At 42.5% G+C, this 19,932-nt stretch carries 18 protein-coding genes; 5 read left to right on the plus strand and 13 right to left on the minus strand.

Translation table 11 applies throughout. From position 1 onward, the window contains the following. From tagF to tagH, 6 genes are read right to left on the minus strand one after another with little or no spacing between them, the layout of a single operon-like run. Complete coding sequence (tagF, locus tag R8269_RS04065) at window positions 1-696, minus strand: type VI secretion system-associated protein TagF (protein WP_005375944.1); 696 nt, start codon at window positions 694-696, stop codon at window positions 1-3. After that, complete coding sequence (gene tssM / locus R8269_RS04070) at window positions 678-4,196, minus strand: type VI secretion system membrane subunit TssM (RefSeq protein ID WP_005375942.1); 3,519 nt, start codon at window positions 4,194-4,196, stop codon at window positions 678-680. The genes tagF and tssM overlap by 19 nt, the downstream gene beginning before the upstream one ends. 16 nt (window positions 4,197-4,212) lie before the next feature. Continuing rightward, on the minus strand, window positions 4,213-5,505 hold the full coding sequence (tssL, locus tag R8269_RS04075; protein ID WP_005375939.1) for a type VI secretion system protein TssL, long form: 1,293 nt from the start codon (window positions 5,503-5,505) through the stop codon (window positions 4,213-4,215). Between the two features lie 11 nt (window positions 5,506-5,516). Further along, entirely contained in the window at window positions 5,517-6,842 is a 1,326-nt protein-coding gene (gene tssK / locus R8269_RS04080) for a type VI secretion system baseplate subunit TssK (RefSeq protein WP_080276943.1), read from the minus strand. Between the two features lie 21 nt (window positions 6,843-6,863). Then, window positions 6,864-7,319 (minus strand): type VI secretion system lipoprotein TssJ, encoded by a 456-nt coding sequence (gene tssJ, locus R8269_RS04085; protein ID WP_005375933.1) that lies wholly within the window; start codon window positions 7,317-7,319, stop codon window positions 6,864-6,866. 11 nt (window positions 7,320-7,330) lie between these two features. Further along, window positions 7,331-8,524: a type VI secretion system-associated FHA domain protein TagH gene (gene tagH / locus R8269_RS04090; RefSeq protein ID WP_005375931.1), complete on the minus strand. Its 1,194-nt coding sequence runs from the start codon at window positions 8,522-8,524 to the stop codon at window positions 7,331-7,333. A 312-nt stretch (window positions 8,525-8,836) separates the two neighbouring features. Here tagH and R8269_RS04095 point away from each other — a divergent pair, with 312 nt between their 5' ends. The 3 genes from R8269_RS04095 (at window position 8,837) to R8269_RS04105 (ending at window position 11,995) form a co-directional block, all read left to right on the plus strand. Next, complete coding sequence (locus R8269_RS04095; protein WP_193837721.1) at window positions 8,837-10,987, plus strand: serine/threonine-protein kinase; 2,151 nt, start codon at window positions 8,837-8,839, stop codon at window positions 10,985-10,987. 446 nt (window positions 10,988-11,433) lie between these two features. Continuing rightward, window positions 11,434-11,769 (plus strand): Hpt domain-containing protein, encoded by a 336-nt coding sequence (locus tag R8269_RS04100; RefSeq protein ID WP_005375918.1) that lies wholly within the window; start codon window positions 11,434-11,436, stop codon window positions 11,767-11,769. Window positions 11,770-11,803: 34 nt separating this feature from the next. Further along, window positions 11,804-11,995 (plus strand): hypothetical protein, encoded by a 192-nt coding sequence (locus tag R8269_RS04105; protein ID WP_005375916.1) that lies wholly within the window; start codon window positions 11,804-11,806, stop codon window positions 11,993-11,995. 70 nt (window positions 11,996-12,065) lie between these two features. On the opposite strand, the gene R8269_RS04110 is transcribed toward R8269_RS04105, so the two are convergent. The 4 genes from R8269_RS04110 to R8269_RS04125 all read right to left on the minus strand — a co-directional run bounded on the left by R8269_RS04110 (window position 12,066) and on the right by R8269_RS04125 (window position 14,862). After that, window positions 12,066-12,527, minus strand: a complete 462-nt coding sequence (locus R8269_RS04110; protein ID WP_005375914.1) for an ATP-binding protein — start codon at window positions 12,525-12,527, stop codon at window positions 12,066-12,068. Next, window positions 12,508-13,737, minus strand: a complete 1,230-nt coding sequence (locus tag R8269_RS04115; protein WP_258476918.1) for a PP2C family protein-serine/threonine phosphatase — start codon at window positions 13,735-13,737, stop codon at window positions 12,508-12,510. Before R8269_RS04115 ends, R8269_RS04110 begins: the two co-directional genes overlap by 20 nt. 29 nt (window positions 13,738-13,766) lie before the next feature. Next, window positions 13,767-14,027 carry a hypothetical protein gene (locus R8269_RS04120; RefSeq protein WP_005375908.1) on the minus strand — a complete coding sequence of 87 codons (261 nt, stop codon included), beginning with the start codon at window positions 14,025-14,027 and terminating at the stop codon, window positions 13,767-13,769. A 220-nt stretch (window positions 14,028-14,247) separates the two neighbouring features. After that, a complete protein-coding gene (locus tag R8269_RS04125) occupies window positions 14,248-14,862 on the minus strand; it encodes a glutathione S-transferase family protein (RefSeq protein WP_258476917.1) in 615 nt (204 codons plus the stop codon). Window positions 14,863-15,146: 284 nt separating this feature from the next. On the opposite strand from R8269_RS04125, the gene R8269_RS04130 reads away from it, so the two are divergent. Next, a complete protein-coding gene (locus R8269_RS04130; protein WP_005387553.1) occupies window positions 15,147-15,722 on the plus strand; it encodes a TetR/AcrR family transcriptional regulator in 576 nt (191 codons plus the stop codon). A 1-nt stretch (window position 15,723) separates the two neighbouring features. Then, on the plus strand, window positions 15,724-16,128 hold the full coding sequence (locus R8269_RS04135) for a PPC domain-containing DNA-binding protein (RefSeq protein WP_258476916.1): 405 nt from the start codon (window positions 15,724-15,726) through the stop codon (window positions 16,126-16,128). Between the two features lie 98 nt (window positions 16,129-16,226). Here R8269_RS04135 and nirD read toward each other — a convergent pair whose 3' ends face one another. The 3 genes from nirD to R8269_RS04150 are packed head-to-tail and all read right to left on the minus strand — an operon-like array spanning window position 16,227 to window position 19,929. Next, complete coding sequence (gene nirD / locus R8269_RS04140) at window positions 16,227-16,562, minus strand: nitrite reductase small subunit NirD (RefSeq protein WP_042764613.1); 336 nt, start codon at window positions 16,560-16,562, stop codon at window positions 16,227-16,229. Next, window positions 16,563-19,082: a nitrite reductase large subunit NirB gene (gene nirB / locus R8269_RS04145; RefSeq protein WP_258476914.1), complete on the minus strand. Its 2,520-nt coding sequence runs from the start codon at window positions 19,080-19,082 to the stop codon at window positions 16,563-16,565. 10 nt (window positions 19,083-19,092) lie between these two features. Continuing rightward, entirely contained in the window at window positions 19,093-19,929 is an 837-nt protein-coding gene (locus R8269_RS04150; RefSeq protein ID WP_005450080.1) for an ABC transporter ATP-binding protein, read from the minus strand. Window positions 19,930-19,932 lie beyond the last annotated feature (3 nt).

The raw sequence follows: 19,932 nt of genomic DNA on the forward strand, positions 1-19,932 counted from the left end.
CTACCAATTCCACTTTTTCCAGCCGCCATCAAGCATGGCTGAAAACTGACCAATTGAAGGAAATCCACTAGTAATGAACATGCATGGTTCAACCTTCGTTGAACCTTCAGTCCACCAAAAACATGGTTTACTCAATTTTTCTTTAATGAGGTAATTCAAAAGCGTGTTTTGATCAGTATTGCCGTGATCATGAAAAACTGTAGATATTTGGCTTTGATAAAGAAACTCTAGAGGCTTCACTTCACTTGTTACATTCGCAACGAGGTCATTTTTTTCTTGAGTACTCTTATGCCAAACATCAAAGACAAAGTCGTCCTCAAGTACTGAAAGAGCAAGAGCGGCACTGTCCTCGGTCCAAGCTCTGTCACCCCAATATTGCGCAGCTTCACCTTTTACGGCACGAGCTATAGTAAAGAAAAAGTATCTACCGCATGCATCAACACTAGGAATCATGCTACCAATGTAGGTTGAGTCTTCTAAATAGCTAATATCCAAAGCAAAGTGCCACACAGGAGCCGTTAAAAAGTGCTCATTCCAGCTTTCACCCAGTTGTTCCCTGCTGACTGCAATAACCGCCTGTTGCCAATCATGCCAACGCTCCGAGAAATCTTGTGATAAACCATCTTTCACAAAGTCCCCTTTTGCAGGCATTTTACCGATATAGCCCCAGCCTGATGTTATAAGGTTCGTGGACATCTGAACCTCTCCATTTCATTTGACCAAAACGGATTAATGGCACTAGAAGGAATAAGCTCTAGCTGCACCTTATTTCCCTTTAAATCAATCATAACTATATTGTCTTTACGCGATTCTGGCCTTGCTTTAAGTGATTGATCCAAAAGCTTGAATATGCCCCACTCACCTTCATAGGTATGCGCAATTTCACGTTTAGATTCAGGTGGTGTGAACACAATTCGAGTCTGATCTTGACCGGCAGGCCAACTCAACGATTTAGCTCTTGCTGGTCCATGCTTATAAACCAAATCTTGTCCACCCAACTCTAAGACAAATCGAGTAATGTGCTGGTCTAGATAAACAGGCTTCATCCCAAACTCTACGCGTAATGAATTATCAGATTCAAAGAAAGACTGCCTGATACGTTGCGCTCTTTGAAAGACCATTAGTGTTTCTGGACGAACTCCAATTTCCTTTTCTAATCGCCAACGACTTTTCGAAGTATCCACAAACGGTTCGAGGTATTCTTGGAAGAATGCGTCAAGCGTACCTCCATAACCAAAGAATCGCTTAAAGTCTTTCAATCTAACTTCTCTGCTCGCGTTGGGCTCGAATGGATATCTGCCAGCAATAGTCCGCTGATAAGGGCGGACCACCTGTGTTACCCAAAGTTGATTTAGATGATCCTTCGAACCGCTCTCCGCAAACTTAACCGACTCTTGAGAAAGCTCACCTAGCCATTGATTAAATGGTCTCGGCAAAAGTTCTTTAGCACGAGCGAAGGAAGCTGCGACATCTTGTGTAACGGTTCCATCTAAAATACTTTTGTAGGCAATTTTCTGATTGTTACCAGAGCTTGATAAGTCACTTAAATACGAACGCAAGTTAACCATTGCTTGTTGAATATCATCAAAGTCTTGCTCACCAAGGCGTAAGATCTCTGAAAAATGCGATTCGACTTCTTTACCTGGCAGAGCAACATTGAAGCCGTTTTCTTCAGGTAAATACATGTCTAGTCTATCTGCCGTATTTGAAAACTTAACTTTGGCAACTTTACCAGCAACTTCAGAAGCGGCTTTTTGATTTTCTGACAATGATACTTTTGATAGAGCAACCTCTTTTTGGATTGCTCTCAACAAAGATTCGATTGGTCTTTCAACTCCAGATAAAACCCTCGCTTGCTCTGTCGCAAGTTCTAGGCTCGGAGCCTGCTTCAATTGAATATCTTCGATCAACGTTTTCCATTCATTAACATAATCTTGATAGTATCGAGACTGAACGCCTTGGATGGCACTATCTTGATCAATTTCATGAGCCTTAAGATCGTCACCATAAACCCAGTTCTCTTCCATTAGGCTTTTTACTGTACGGTTGATCTGAATCTGAAAAATGCTATGAAAACCATTGTACGTGTAGAAACCCGAAATGCCTTGTGATAGCGGTTTTCCACTAGCTCGCTCGAACTGCTCAAGCCCTTTAGGTCCCAATACATCAGTCAAGCGAAATGAAGGTACATGACTCTTAGAAAATTGTATTTTCATTCGCTGATAAGCACGTTCAGGTAGAGACATTTGAGTCAACACTTCTCGAGCACTCGTCACGGCAGCAGTGTTGTAAGTAAAGCCTTGTCCATCGTTGCCTAATAAATATTGAGTGTGCTGTAGCAAACGTCTTCTTAAGTCTGCGTTTAGCTCACCCGGATATTGACGTTCGAAATAAAAGTTAAACCAAGCCAACACTTCATCTTGTTGATATTTGTCTGGATTGAATAACATCAAATACGTTTTTAACGTTTCGTACAAATACTCACGATGCTGTTGATTGCTCTCCATTTCTGACACCAAGCTATCAAGAAGCAGAGGGGCGTAATATTGGGTCAAAGCATCAGAATATGCATTGTTTGCCGCCTGAGACACTTTGTCTCCTTGATAGAGACCAAACCTCTTTACAGAGTCGGCATCACCGTAGTCGCTTTGCTTTCCGAGAGGAAGCGTCATCAACCTATCTAATGTTTCTACAGCTGAAACAATATCCGCTTCAAAATCTAAACTTTGAGCGCCAATCATTGCATCAATATGGCTCACTTGTTCATTGGTATCGACAATTAACTGTGAGTTCCACTTATAACTCATAAACCAAAGCGCAGAAGCTCCTAGCAGTAGCGTTGTACATCCAATGTAAACACCTCGACGCATCCAACCTGACTGCTTTTGATAGTGACGATTAACTGTTCCTAACAGTTGCTCTTTGAAAATAACCTTGTCAAAAAGATTCTTTACGAAATAACTATGAGAACCAGTCTGACTCTTTGCTAGAGCTAAACGATTTAACCCAAGTCCATTGGTTGATTCATTCATCAGCTTATCGACTGGTAAGCCTTCTTGAACCGAACTCAACATAAACACACCACGAATCAAGGCAGGCTCTTCAAAACTGTTTTGTGCAAAAATTTCAGCTAAAAACTCGTCAAGATTAGCTTGTAGCACTCTTAATTGCTTTGGAAATTCAAAGATAAGCGCGCGTTTATCTAAATCGTCCTCTGTTTCAAGTATTCTAAGCATACGGGCATCAAGGCGCTCCAACATGCCATGAAATTCTTTGTTGAATAGAGAAATAACGCCTCTTTCATCATCCACTTCACGAGGGAACATGAAACCAAATAATTCCTCTCGCTCTTCCTTACTTAAATCGGCAAAAAACTCATTGAAACCGGCAACTAAATCCATTTTGGTGAGCAATACGTAAATCGGAAACTGCATGCCTAACTGGTTTTTCAGTTCTTGAAGTCTCGACTTAATTGCTCGAGCATGAAGACTTCGCTCGGTTCGAGTCTGAGACATCACGCTGGCTAAACTTATCGTAACAATCGCACCATTAATTGGTCTTTGCGTTCTATACTTTTTCAACAATCCTAAGAAACCATGCCACGCTTTAGAGTCGACCTTTTCTTGACTGTCTTGTGTCGTATACCGGCCAGCCGTATCTATAAGAACTGCTTTATTTGCAAACCACCAATCACAGTGGCGAGTGCCACCTACACCGGCAATAGAGTCAGAGCCAAGGCTGTCTCCTAATGGAAACTCTAACCCCGACTGCTTTAATACGGTTGTTTTCCCCGTTCCAGGAGGGCCAATCAACACATACCACGGTAAGTCATACAAGCTTCTCTTGCCTTTGTGTGTTTTCGTCACTACTTTGACAGCTTGCTCAATACGCTCGCGCATTAAGTCAATTTCACTTGCCGCTTCTTTATCTGATAGGCTATCAACCTCAAGCAACGTTTGAATACTTTCGTCTTCTTTCACCTTTTGCTTATGCTGCTTGGTAACGTTAAATATCGCCCAAAGCAACACCAACACTAGAATAGTGACTAGCCGTTGAAAGTCACTCTTTAGGGGCTCATATCCCGCTATCGCAATAAGTGGACCAACAACCCAAATGAAAATAGAACAAGCAGCGACACCTATAAGACCGAGAAACCATCTTTGAGTAAATATTCTGCCAATTTCTTTAATACGCATCTCTATCTACCTATTATTAATTCGCGACAAGAAGGTCGATTTCAATCCGGCGGTTAATAGCTCGGTTTTCATCACTACTGTTTTCAACTAATGGTCTTGCATCCCCCAATCCCTCGGGTATCACTCGCCCTTCTAATGCACTATTCGAGATCAGTTGTTCAGACATAGCAGTGGCTCGAGCTAATGATAGGTGCCAGTTCGAGGGATATTTACTCGTGAAAATAGGCCTATCGTCGGTGTGACCAGTAACAATGATCTTGCCTTGGGTCGACTCCAATGTTCTCGCAAGCTTAGAAATAACGGGTTGGATGTAAGCGACAACATCAGCACTACCTGATTCAAATAGATCTTGAGACTTTAACGAAATTCTTACCCTGTCTTGCAGCGGCTCAACATTGATTAGCCCCTTACCGATCTCAGTTGCTAGATACATTGAAATCTTTTCTGCAATTGGCGCTGATTTTGATTCTGACGTTGCATCTTGGTTAAGTTGTTGCGGTTGAATCAAATTGACTAATTGAGAAAAGGTGCGATTGGATGCCTTATTTAGCTCATAACTAAAATACATATATATGCAGACCAATAGTGCCGCCGTTACAGAACATACAACCCAAAGAGGAGCTCTATCAGAAGCCTTTGAGCCATTCAAAATGTGTTGGTCGATACTATTGCTTAGTTCCTGAGGGACTCCTCTCCCATAAGTCTTAAGAGTAGCAATAACCTGTCTTCTCAATTTCCGGTGCGATTCCAGTCCATTTTTTTCTAAACGGTATTGACCCAGAAACCCGAGAGATAAGCACACATACATTAGTTCAAGCAAATCTAAGTTCACATCTGGTTTCGCCATGCACTTATCAAGATGCTTAAAGAACGCTTCCCCACCTTGACTGCTAGCATAGAAGGAGCTAAGTAATGAATCGTGACTCCAGAATGAATTCCCACCCCAATTGGTGTTAAGGACAACTTCATCTAGTGAACAGCATAAACAATAACGAGCTGTATCAATGGTATCCAAATCAACGTCATGCTGACGTAATCGGTTCTCATAATCTCTAAGCTTTTGTGCCAATGTCTCTTTTAGAAACAACGGATCGGAATGAGTCGCTGTCGAGCGAATTTGACCGATAATAGATAACAGGCCATTCGCCTCTGCTAGTAGAGAGTTATTCCCATAAGCGACCACTGAATCATTGTTCACCAATTCAGGACTTTTTGAGATAACTACGGTATTATCCACAGACTTTTCTGATTGTGGTTTCGATGCGGGTGCTCTTCCACCCGGTGTTGGTTTTACTATCGTTTGTTCCATACAGAGCGCGCCTATTGATTAATACTCCAAAGCTCAAGTTCAGCATTCGGAAAATGCCCTGATAGGTGAAGCGCAATACCGCCACTATCTTTTAGCCTCATCCAAAATGGCCCTTTCTTGACAACTTCGAAATAAACATAGCCCGTTTGGTAAGGAATCTGTCTCGGGACGACACTCAACGGCACTACGTTTATACCGTTGATCTGATTATTAATTAGATCGCGAATCTGTTCTGCCGGGCCAAACTTGAGTTGCGCTGGGACCAGGCGTCTTATTTCATCTGTTGTGGTGTCTGCTTTAATTGCTAGCACAAATTGGCATGACTCAAGCAAGCGTTTATCTGGAAGCGGCGTCACTTGAATACCGTATTGGCGAGGCTCCAACGGAAGTTTGGTCGCAGTTTGGTCAAGGACAACACTGAGGTACTGACTGAGTATCTGATTCAACTCGCTATAGACACTTGATACATCTAAGTGATCATACGCAAGCAAACTTGGGACTCTTTTAGTTTTATTAGAAAAAGTGGCTAACTCACCAATGTAACCTTTAAGTGTCGTCGCTAATTCCAGTGGATGTAACCTATCTAACTCACTGAAATGCTTTAACTTCGCCTCATATCGGTTCAGCATTTGGAGCATGATGAAATCAACAGCAGATGCCGATGCAGATTTACCCTTAATCAAGCGCTGTGCAATAACGTCAGCACGCATCTTTGTCATCGCGATAACGTTACGTAGATAAGCTGACATAACTTTGTCGCTAAGGAGGTTGATAAGCGGAGGAACGTACTCATCGTCTAGTATAACTTCCCCTTCAGGAGTTACCTCTTTGATCCTTAAGATAGGTAACTCCACATAACCCGCTAATTTGTCATTACTCGCTTTCAACTCTAGGTTAAGGGCTGCAACTTGGATGGTTTCTTCATCTTGTCCTGTAAGGTTATCTATCACGTCGATATCTTGAAGTACATAACGAGAGACGATCGATTCGCTTACATCCGAAACGTTTTTACCTGTAACACTTGAAAGAGGGAGAGTTATTTTTACTAACGTATTTTCAGTGTTTTTATCAATAAGTAGAGGCGAAACTGAATCGTTGGATATTAACGTATTAACCAACGTCATATCTGGCAAAACAGCTTCAAGATGCTCAAGTTCAATAAGACCATCTTTTAGCGCGTGTTTTTTTACTCGACATTTCCAAACTCCCCAATTGTAAGCCCCACCTAACTGATGTAAGCCCTTGAATTCTTGAGAGGTTGCGCGTTCTTGTTGTTGGAAGTGCTGGGGACGTAAAAACATTCCTTCGCACCAAGCCGTCTTGGAGTATTGCGTCATTTATAATTAGCCAACTAAACGTTATTTAACGACCAAAGACAGATCTTCTAACAATACTTGATATGTGTTGTAACCGGTCTTATCCACTTTAATGACTTGTCGCCAATTTGAGTTTTCAATATCTCGAAACGCTACGACAATGCCTAAATATTCTGTCTTTGGAGACATACTTGCTTGATATGTTTCTTTCTGACCTGGAGTTAATGAAACTTCATATTTATTCACTAAATCAGGTCCTAAGACTTTTTCACTTTCTTCATAAATAGAAAAAAAGTCCTGGCTTTCGAAAATGGTATTTGACGTTAATTCAAATACATACACCACTACAGGAGAAGGCCTGCCGTTTGAATCAGGATTAATGTTATGACTTGCTGCTATTTCTAAATCTGAGTATGGATCAACAACTAGGTTCGCTGCTGAGCACCCAAATAAAGCTATTGAAATTAATAACAAAATATATTGGTAAAACTTTTTCATCACCCTAATTCCTAGCCTTTGTTTTTTAATGCTAATTCATAGTGCTTAGCGAAGTCTTCTAAATAGAACGGAGACTCTTTATTGATAATATCATCGGATAGCTTTTCATGAATATCCTCAAACCTCTTCCAACTTTGAGCATATTTCCTAGCTGGAATAACCTTATTAATAACCGTGTCTTTCGCTAAAGCATCTGAGTATATAGAAGTAGGTTCAACAAGTGACATAACACTCGAAACCGTACCTTCAACACCTTTCATTAAGGCTTGCTCATGACTTTCGATGTCATTAAATGCTTCTTTAATGGCTGCATTTGGCTTTAAGAAGCTAGCGGTTTGACGGTTATATAAGTTATGAATCGCATCTTCTAAGTTTGCAGAAAACTTTAAAGGGTTATTTTCTGACTTACGAAATGCGGTATGACTAAGTCGATTTGTTTGTTTAAACACTGCTCTGTTATGCAGTGTTTCCATTAAACCAACTAGCATCAAAGAAAATGACTCCCCCAGTTGTTCGAACCATTCCTCTCGGTTATCGCTGGGAATCATCATTGGATCTATACCCACCCCTCTAACAAAAGCCGCAAGTTCACCCCCATTGGTATCAAAGTTGGGAGTCGATAGGTGTTCTGATTGTCGGTTAACTTTCGGTAAAGTTTCAGATACGGTGCTCTGTTTTTCGGGCTTTGGGATATCAATAAAATCATCGACTAAACCAATATCTAGCTGAAAGTCAGAAGGAACACTTTCGTTTAAGAGTTCACTAGCACTAAGGCCTAGGTCAACAAATTCTGCTTCCGATGGACTTGAGACTACTTCAGGGGGTGCGCTAGAAAGACTTTTACTTGTCTCAAGACTGAATACATCTGTATCTGTTTGAATAGAAACTGAAATTTGATAATCCCCTAAGCTAACCATATCGTCATCGCTTAGTGCTATTTCATTTCCTTGACCCACAGGAGTTACAGCATTATTTACAAAAGTACCATTAGTTGAGAGGTCTTTTATCAAGTATTTGTCACCAAACTTAATCAGTTCTCCGTGGGTTCCGGATACCACTCTTTCAGGATCTGGTAGTGTCCAATCACATTGTTCAGACCTACCAAATGTAACCTTGGCATGTTCATCACTTGATTCAAACACGAACTCACTCTCAATCTCTGGAGTAAATTTGTGAAAACTTGTTATGGTTAAAACCAACTTCATGTAAACCTCGCCAAAGACCTGCTAGATATTATTTTTAATTTTATTATTAACTACTTTCTTATTAACAGTAAGATTAATAAAAATCTTAATACTGCCATTGAAAATCATGCACGGAATAATGAATCATTTTTTTATCAAAGCAATCACGTATTGTTCAACAATTTTAATTATCCAACCAAGTTCAAATTTTTGACACTTAGACTTTCATCAATAAAAAAACGAATGTTAGTTTGGCCGAGAAATTCTAACATAATGACTTTTCATTGAGCAGAAAGGTATATATTCCCCCATCATTTATACGGAGTTCTTGTGATGGAAGACAGTAATAAAAACAATTCTATAAATAACGAAGAAAGCGGAGATAAAACTAAAATTGTAAAGACTCAAAAACGAGACAATGCAGTTAAATCAACCAAACTCACTAATAATGAAACCTCCGTTAAAAATAAAAATGAAACAAATACAAAACTGTCTCAAAAAGAAAACACTCCGTTAGTTAATAAGAAAAAAAACAATAAAGATGACTCATTAAATAATAACAAAGATGTTATTAACGAAAGCTTAATAGGAGCGACCGTTAAAAATCGGTATGAAATTGAGTCGGTTATTGGACATGGTGGGCTTTGCGATGTTTACTTAGCTAAAGATAGGATTCTTGAATCTTCAGGTTCAGAAACACCCTACGTTGCGTTAAAAATATTACAGAAAGAGTTTGCTTCTCAACCAGAGACTGCACGCATGTTAATACGTGAAGCTCAACAAACTCAAAGGTTAAGCCACCCTAATATCATTAGGGTTTTTGATTTTGGTGTTGATGGCGAAATATACTTTTTAGTTATGGAGTATATTAACGGAGAAACATTAGAGAGTTTAATACAGCGTTCTAGGCCCCATGGGCTGAAGTTTAATGCAACTTTATCAATCCTAAATCAGGTACTCGATGCACTCTCATATGCTCACTCTCTTGGTGTAGTGCACGCCGACCTAAAGCCCGCTAATGTGATTTTAACGTCTGAGGGTAACGTTAAGTTGCTTGATTTTGGTGTATCTAAAACTCATCAATTAAAGCAGGATCAATATGCGGCTAAACGTAAATCCGAAAATGTTGAAACGCTTGGTTATACTCCCAACTATGCATCACTCAACCTGTTATCCGGTAAGGAACCGAACTTAAGCGACGATATGTTTGCTCTATTTTGTATTGCTTACGAGCTATTGAGTTGCAAACACCCTTACGCAAGAACTCCAGTTAATGAAGCTCTCAAAAAGAAGATCAAGGTCTCTAAACCAACTAACATGCCTGCATCTAAGTGGCCAATATTTTCAAGCGTATTTTCAACTGGCATCATTCCGAACGAGCTGACCCCTGAGCAGTTGAAACGCAAATTGAATATGCGCTATTGGCCTATCGCTAGCGGCGCGGCAGCGAGTATATTATTAGTTAGCGGCATTGTATTTGGTTATCAGCAGCAACAAGAAACCATCGCCAATTTGGAAACCGTTATTAGCAAGCAAAATGATCAAATTGCCGGACAAGAGTGGCAGCTTGATACGCCAGCAGAAAAAAGTTTGGCACTGATTGATAGTGAAAAAAGCTTACATCCAGTCGTTAAGGCTGGCTTATTACGCTTACACAAGACCTATATTCTCAGCGAGTTTGAATCTGAAATTGATCAGGTTTTGAATTCTGATGCCAACAACTACCCGAATTATGATGAAATTGAGTCCATACTTGATAAAGCAAAAACCTACTACCCTGACTCACATAAAATAGAAGTTCTTGCCTTAGATATTCAGTCAAGCAAGCACTCCACTTTACTTTCGATAGCAAGGCAAATCAACAGTCAACTTGAAAAGTCTCGGTACAGTAAAGAAGACGGCAGTAAATCCATCTATGAGCTCAAGGATGAGTTAAATCAGATTCATCAAGGTTATCCTTTCACGCCAAGTTCGTTATCTAGCGATGTTTTCGGTCAGCACCTCACTGAAGCACTCCAAAAGAAAGACGCAGCTGCACTTGTTGCTCTTATTAAGGTTGGGAACACCTTCTTTTCAAACGTAGAAGAGCATCAAGAGAACTTACAGATAAGTAATGCGATGAAAGATGCAGTGCTGGAAATGAAATTATATGAGACAGCGCTAGATTCCAACAGCCCTCTACCGTTTCCAGAAGATGCCGCTAGAATCCTGTTCCAAAAAGAGTTTGAAAACTTTTATTCTCGCCTAGAAAAGGCAAGGACGACAACTCATCTCGATAACTTGGTGAAGGATGTGGATCTGTTCTCGAAAAACTTTCCTATTGGTTTTCAGGATGTTAACGATTTAAGATTCAAAACTGCTGATAAATACTTACGCTTCTCCGATATATTACTTAATAAGCGAAGGACTTCAAGCGCAAGACGCGCTATGAAGAAAGCCAACGAGCTTATGAAGCAAATAGAACAGGACTCTAAGCAAAGCTAGTAATACAAAAGGGACGCGAGTCCCTTTTTTGCCGCAGATCACTTGCCAATATGCAACTAGATTGCTAATTTATACTTGTACTTAATGAGGAGAGTTAGCCTTGACTGAAGGAATAGTCAAAGTTGGCGAACGTCGGGCGTCCGTATGTAACGATAGCCTTAAACTAGGACTGCAAGACACTTACCGACTCGGCGTTTTACTTGGAAACGTCCCCTTTGCTACTTGTGTTAAAAACACGCGAGTTGAAGTTTTTTCATCCCTACATTTCGACCATTGCCGTTTGGATATAAGTCAAAATATCTTTAACAATGACTTTCTTTTTGTAAGTTTATCTCAAGCGACAAGCAAACTATTTCTGCTCAAATACTGGTTATGCCATTCATACCTTCGGCTAAGCCTTCATTATCCGAAACATTCCTCTACCGCAACGTTTAATAGGGGTATACATGATTAATTTTGATGTTCTCAATACATACATGGATAACGACGTAGATCTGATCGTCACTGTTTTTTCTACATACCTTGAAGATCACACGAATGATATAGAGCGTATAGATGAGCTATATACAAGCAGATGTTGGTCAGAACTCTATCTATTAGCGCATAGTTTAAAGGGCATTCTAGAGAGTTTCGGAGAAGACACTGCGGTCATTGCGTTTCAAAGAATAGAAGAAAAAACCAGAAACGATACAGCGCCAGATAGCTCAGATATAGCTATAGTTACTGAAGAGCTAGCTGCAATTAATCAACAAATCTTCGCTTACTTGAAGAATATGCAATAAAGAAATTCAAGGCTTAACTGGGGGAAATATGGCAATGAATAATAGCAATTTCAGGGAGTTGATTGAGTCTCTCAAAGACCTAACACCAACTCAAAAAAGGTACTTACTTAGCCGTACAAAGATGGCGCTAGATGATGAAAATAATATGTTAAACATCAGTGATATTCTAACACCAGAAGAGTTGGAGGCGTTACTATCACCAGCACCAACAACGAATACAAAATAACAATGATATACAACGCAACCGTCAGATTAACGCTAGGGACCAAGTGAAGCAAATCGACTTTGCTTGGTTGTTAGTTTCTCTCCCAATTCCTTTTCACTACAACAAACGTATTGTTTTCGAAACCTTTTTCCAATTTAAACAGGTCAGATAATTGAGCGACTAACATCAGTCCGCGACCAGAGGAGGACCAACTATCGTCATCCATTAAGTTAGGTGCCTCAATCTGTTTATTTTTATGTTGGATGAACGTCTTCTCATTGATCGGCGCTCCGCAATCAGAGACTCTCAGTTCCACGAAACCGGATACTTGGTCATCCCCAACCCTACACTCCACTTCAATTGGCAGGCCTTCTATTTCACTGTAAGAATGAATATAAGCGTTATTCATGAGCTCAACGACACAAAGCTCCAATGATTGAATTGCATTTAAGGGGATTTGATGACCCATCAAAAACCGAACAACGTCTTTGCTCGCACTTCGTGAGTGAGTAAGGGAGCTCCCGTAAGTTCGTTTAAATTCGCTCTTTGACATTCTTTTCCTTAAAATCGAGCCTCTCACCATGCCATTTTACCTGTAAAAGGCTGGCATCATCATCAAACTCATCTTCGTTGTGCCAAGATTGTACTTTTTTAAAGACGTCTCCCACTTGATCTTCAACTGTCAGCGTGCAAACAGCTTTTATACTCGATGCCAATCGTTGTAGTGAAAACATCTCCTCACCCTGCCTCGCTTCAATCAAACCATCCGAATAAAGCCACAATGCATCGCCCTCATCCAGACTAATTTGGTTACCGATATATTCCATCGGCTGCATTGCACCAACGATAAAGTTATCATCACCTATCTGCTCCATCGTTTTCGTACTCGCTCGCCAAACTAAGATCCTGGGGTGGCCAGCCGTGCAATAGCTAAGTTGCCCTGATTTTGTGTTAAGAATGGCGTAAGCCATAGTAAAGTAAAGTTGACTGTTTCTAGTTTGCTGATAACGCCGATTTAGCCGTTCAATCACAGATGCTGGCTCACTTACGCAATAGCCGTCATCTCTCAACTCCATCGTGATCGAATCAGGTCCCTGACTTTGAGATAGCGTCTGTTGAATAGAAAAAGCCATCAAAGCTGAAGAAATACCATGACCAGAAACATCACATACATAAAACGCAACATGTTGTTCATCGAGCTCCAAATACCCCAACATATCACCACCAATCTGGGAGCATGGTTTGTAGACATAGCTAAAATTTACATTCTGAATAGTTGATTCAGCAGGGAGTAGTTGCTCCATCAGATGACTAGCAGACTGTAGGTCTTGGTGGATTGTTTGATAGGCCGCATCTAGCTCTTTATTTCTCTCAACGAGTTTGTTGTGCAGTTCTAAAGTACGAAACCCCGCACGGATTCTGGCCTGAAGTTCCTCTACAGACGTCTTCTTATCTACGAAATCATCTGCGCCAGCATCAATGCCTTTCACGATCGAACTTTGGTCATTTCTAGAAGACAGTAGAACAAAGAAAATGTAGCGTTCGCTAACTTTAGATTTTAATTGGCGACACAATTCAATACCATTAATTCCAGGCATCATTAAATCACTCAGCACAAACTGAATATCAGGGCGGTGGGTTAGCACTTCGAGCGCCGCTCGTCCGTCTTCAACAGCAAGCACTTCATAGCCTTGCTTTTCCAATGCACTGCTGATGTAAAGCAGTACTGTTTTACTGTCATCGACCAAAAGAATGGGTTTCATCTGCCTCCTTAAAGTGGTTGCTATACTGGCTAACGCAAAACACTAGTCACTGACTGCTCATTTCTAAAACGGCTGTAGTCTTCGGCTAATAATTGGTGTTGATATCGAGTGTAAGACAACGCTTCATTAGAAATTAGTATCTGATGCTCTTTTTCGATTAACTGACTTTGCAGCCTTTCAATCTGTTCATTCTGCTGTGTGTAATTGAGGTACAGTGCGAATAGACCAAAAACCGAAACCATTAACAGGGCTATTAGAATATTATTGATAGTTTTCACTTGAATATTCATGACCTCTCCTTGTCTATTATTAGACTTTCCATGATGAAAGAGAGCGTCTACGGACCAAGAGCTCGAGGCTCTAAAACGCAACGAAGCAAATTGAGGTTGTTTTTCCAATTATAGGCTATAGGAGAAAAAATAAGAAAAATCTGAAAAAATTTGAATATCCTGCTGAGTTAAGAATCGCTAAGGTGGTAGCAGCGAGCTATCATCCACTCGCTGCAATACATTAACTCTGAAATGCAGGTCTAGCTAAAATTTGGTTATACCATCGAGCAATGTTTGGCGACGTCGATAGCACATCAATTTCTAGGCCTTTAATTGCGAAACTGATCAAAATAAAGCCTGTTATATCGACGATAGTAAAATGGTCTACGGCGATAAAATCATTATGTTCAAGCCGCTTGTCTAAGACAGGCAGAAATTCATAGACGCGTTGTTTTGATTCTTCGCCCCATGCTTCAACGCAACGTTCTCTGTCTCCATAAACTCCGGTCATGTTTCGAAACGCCTGAAATGCCGCATTTAGTCCTTGGAACTCCACCACACGATGCCACATTTCTACCTGAGCACGTTCGAGCTGGTTAGCACCAAACAACGCCAGATCATTTTCAAACGCTTCATCTAGGTAGCGACAAATCGCCACGCTTTCACAGATCGTCGTACCATCATCCAGTTCCAGCAGAGGCACTTTACCGTTCACGCTTTTCGATTTAAACGGTTCAGATAGGTTATCGCCCTCACGAACGTTCATCGCAATTCGCTCAACCTCGCCACCGATTTCCTTTAGAAAAATGCTAACTCGCTTACAACTTGGAGTCATTGCGGTTTCATAGAGCTTCATTTCACATCCTTTTATCTTTTTCTAACCGATTGGTTAGGATATACTGTAGCCAGTTTATAAACGATCAGTCAAGAACTTCACTATCAAAAATTTTCAAACAGTTGTGGGTCTGTTTGCTGAGCGAGATTTTTGATGCCGTTTGTGAGTTCACATGAATTTGGAGGCTGATACCCAAGAATAGATGGGTATTCATCATATTGGTTCAGTTCGAACGCTAGAGGTTCTCTGTACCATCCCTCCAAAGCAATTTAATTACCCGATAAGCAGACCCAGGCAGGTAATTTATGGCAAGAAAAGCCAACTTCGACCGAGATGAAAAGCTTCTCGTGGCTATGGATGTGTTTTGGCGCAAGGGCTTTGCGAACACGTCTATCTCGGATCTCACCGACGAACTGAACATCAACCGCTTCAGTCTTTACAACACCTATGGTGACAAGCAACAGCTCTACTACGAAGCGCTCGATACTTACTTAAAAAAGGTCTCGCTACCGTCACTCAATGATTTGGAAAAAGACGACGCGTCTTTACCTGAGTTGGAATCGTTCCTTAAATCTTTTGCTGAGCTGCAACGCAAACGCAGCTGTGGGTGTTTTATTCAAAATGCGTTGATTGAGCACGCTGGTGAAGACGATGATGTACTGCGCAAAGGGCATTTTTTGTTTGACCATCTTATCGACATCATTGCGGATGCGCTGACCAATGCACAAAAAGAAACCTTAGTGCCGAAAACGCTGAAACCAGAAGAGCTTGCTCGTTTTGTTCTCAACAACATGCAAGGTATGCGCGTACTTGGCAAAGCCAAACGTTATGCCGACTTGGATACGGCGCTTTCCTGCTTGCTGGTTTTGATTAGGAAATAACATGTCGATTGAAGTGATAGCAGTACGCCTTACCAAAGGCATGGACTTAAAGCTGAGGCTAGCGAAATTGGTCGAGCAGCATGGTATCAAAGCAGGCTCGATTGCCTCATGCGTTGGCTGTATCTCTCACCTCAACCTTCGTTTGGCAGGTGCAGAGAGTACGTTAACCAAACAAGAGCCATTTGAAATCGTCTCTGTGATGGGAACCCTAACGCCCGAACATCAGCACGTTCATATCTCGGTGTCTGATCGTGAAGGACGAGTTTGGGGTGGGCATTTAATGGAAGGCACGGTTATAGATACCACCGCAGAATTGATCATCCATTCTTACTCAGAACTTGAGTTCACTAGAGCGATGGACGACTCGACTGGCTATACCGAACTACAAGTGAATCCTTCCGAATAATTAAAAGCTCCAGAGCCATACTGTGCTGTCTCTGGAGCTTTATTCGCTTGTCTCTTACGCTAAGAATTTACTCATTTCGAGCAAGCTAGTTTCGAGGGTCATTCTTCGACTAAGTAACAAACCTGATTATCGTCGACTGTTACTTGCCACGTTTTTAGACAGTGCGCATCGTCTTCTAAACACTGCCCACTCTTTAAACTGAAGTGCTGTTTATACAGTGGTGATGCAACACACATCTCACCATCAATATCACCGACAATCCCTCGACTCATCACATAAGCCTTACCAATTGGGTCCCAATCTTGAACGGCGTAAACACCGCTATCTGGAATGTAGAATAGCGCAACGTGCTCGCCTTCAATCAATACAGTAGCACCGATAAACGGCATTAAGTCATCAAGCTGACACAATTTCACTTTGGTTAAAGCTGCCATTTACACCTCCTGTTTCACTGGAATACGCTGACCGCGCACACGTTGGTACGGCAAGACTTTGCTGCCCGACGAGCTGTTCAAGAAAGGACGGAAGCGTTGCAATTTTTGAGGATTATCCAACGTGCTCTTCCACTCACACTGATAGGTATCTACGACTCGTGCCATTTGTTCATCCAAAGAGTCACATAGGTTGAGAGAGTCATCCAAAATCACTTGTTTAAGGTAGTCTAGGCCCCCTTCCATGTTCTCCATCCACACCGACGTGCGCTGCAAGCGATCAGCGGTGCTGACGTAGAACATCAAGACTCGGTCGATCATGGTGATCAACTCTGACTTGGATAAGTCGGATGCAAACAAATCCGCGTGTCTTGGTCTCATGCCGCCATTCCCGCAAACGTATAGATTCCAGCCGTTTTCGGTGGCGATCACCCCAATGTCTTTACTTTGCGCTTCTGCACACTCGCGAGTACAGCCCGATACGGCAAACTTAAGCTTATGGGGCGCTCGCAATCCTTTGTATCGGTTCTCTAACTCAATGGCTAATCCGACCGAGTCATCAACACCATAGCGACACCACGTAGAACCGACGCAAGATTTCACGGTGCGCACCGATTTGCCGTAGGCGTGCCCTGTTTCAAAACCAGCATCGATTAAGGTTTGCCAGATTTCTGGGAGTTGTTCTAACTGCGCGCCAAATAAATCCACGCGCTGACCGCCAGTGATCTTGGTGTATAGATCGTATTGCTGAGCAACTTCGCCTAGCACGATAAGTTTGTCTGGTGTGATTTCGCCGCCCGGAACACGAGGTACAATCGAGTAAGAGCCGTCTTTTTGCAGGTTTGCCATAAAGGCATCGTTAGAATCTTGCAGAGATTGATGTTGAGGCTCCATGATGTGTTCATTCCACAAAGAAGCGAACACAGATGCCGCCGTTGGCTTACAGATATCACACCCATGCCCTTTGCCATACAGTGCAATTAAGGTGTCGAAGTCTTTGATTTGTCCCACTTGGCAAATATGGAACATCTCTTGGCGACTAAGCTCAAAGTGCTCACAAAGGTGATTGTTAACCTCTACCCCCATGGTTGCCAATTGAGTATCCAATACCGACTTCACCATATTGCTACAGCCACCACAGCCAGTACCGGCTTTGGTGTTCGCTTTAAGGTCCGTCAGGTTGGTGGTGCCAGCTTGAATCTCGGCAACTAAGTCGCCTTTTGTGACGTTGTGACAAGAACAGATGATGGCGCTGTCTGGCATCTCTCCGTCCAGCATTCCGGTATCAAATAGCAGGTTCGCAGCGTGGTCTGGCAGGACCGTTTTGTTCAAATAACACTGTAAGAGCGCATCGTAGTCACTGTTGTCACCGACGAGAATCGCACCAAGTAATTGGGTACCGCTCGCATCAACCACCAGCTTTTTGTAGATGCCTGCAACCGCATCTTGCAAGACCATTTCTTGTGCGCCTTCGGTTTGCATTTGTGCATCGCCGATAGACGCCACATCTACCCCAAGTAGTTTGAGTTTGGTGCTCATGTCAGCACCTTTAAAACCTTCGCTCGGCATACCAGTCAAAACATCGGCAGTGGTTCTCGCCATGGTGTAACCGGGAGCGACCAAACCAAAGATCTTCTGTTCCCACAGCGCACATTCGCCAATCGCGTATATGTTCTCATCGCTGGTTTGGCATTGGTTATTAATCACAATGCCGCCTCGCTCGCCTACTTCTAGCTCAGCCAGCCTTGCCAACTCATCTTGAGGGCGAATGCCCGCGGAGAAGACAATCACATCCACTTCGAGAGGATCTTTGTCTTTAAACACCATACGATGCTTAGCCGTTTCACCATCGCAGATTCGTTCCGTACCCGTCGAGGTGTGAACGGTTAGCCCAAGCGCTTCAATCTTCTCTTTTAGCACTAAGCCAGCACCATCATCTAACTGCACGGGCATCAGGCGGGGTGCAAATTCAATAACGTGAGTTTCTAGCCCCAATAGTTTGAGTGCGTTTGCCGCTTCTAAACCCAACAAGCCGCCGCCAATCACTGCGCCCGTTCTTGCGCCTTCACATGCTTTTTTGATTTGTGAAAGGTCATCAAGCGTGCGGTAGACAAACACGTTGTCTCGGTCTTTACCTTCAATTGGAGGCACAAACGGGTAAGAACCGGTCGCGAGCACGAGTTGGTCGTAACCCAGCACATCTTCACCATCAAGCAGAATACGCTTTTGCTCTCTGTCTATGCCTGTTACTTGGCTGCCAAGTACGAGTTGGATGCCATGCATGTCGTACCATTCTTGGTTACTCAGCATTAAATCATCATGAGACTTACCCGCAAACAAAGAGGACAACTGTACACGGTCATACGCGATAAAACGCTCTGCACCAATCACGGTAATTCGGTGCTCCAAATGCGCGTTTTTCTGCACTAATTGCTCGACGAGGTGTTGCCCGACCATACCGTTGCCTACCACAATGATGTGGCTCAATGCGTTCTTTACTGGAATCGTTAAAGGACTGTTCATCGTTGCCTCCTTATGCCGTTTGCGCTGCGGTTTTGGGTTTGTCTTCTTTCGAAGCAGGAATCTCGACTTTGGATTGCTTCTCGTAAAGAAACTTCAGCACCGCTTGTCGACACTTCTGATACTGCGCATCATCCGCCAGTGCTACACGCTCACGAGGGCGCGGTAGATTCACTTCCAACACTTCACCAATGGTCGCTGCCGGTCCGTTGGTCATCATCACGATTTTGTCGGATAGCAGCACCGCTTCATCCACGTCATGGGTAATCATGATGACGGTGTTGTTTAGCTCGGCTTGAATCTTCATCAGTGCATCCTGTAAATGCGCGCGTGTTAGCGCATCCAACGCGCCAAATGGTTCATCCATCAGCAGAACCTTTGGTTGAAGTGCCAGTGCTCTGGCGATGCCGACTCGCTGCTTCATACCACCCGAGATTTCATCGGGCTTTTTGTGCGCGGCATGCTGCATTTGAATCAACTCCAAATAGTGGTTCACTTGTTCCTGAATCCACGCTTTGCCCTTTTTGCCGGCAATTTGTTTTACTGCAAGCTCAACGTTTTGATACACGGTTAACCAAGGTAATAATGAATGGTTTTGGAACACCACTGCGCGGTCGGGTCCTGGTCCAGCTACTTCTCGTCCATCGACGATCACGCCGCCGTCTGTTGGCATGTGTAGACCCGCAACTAAGTTCAATACCGTTGATTTACCGCAGCCAGAGTGGCCAATCAGGGATACAAACTCACCTTTATTGATTTGTAAATCGACGTTCTTAAGCGCGATGAACTCGCCATCTGGCGTTGGGAATCGCATCCCTAAACGCGTTAGATCTAATAATGCTTTTTCCATGAT

It is taken from the genome of Vibrio sp. Vb0667, from assembly GCF_033391095.1.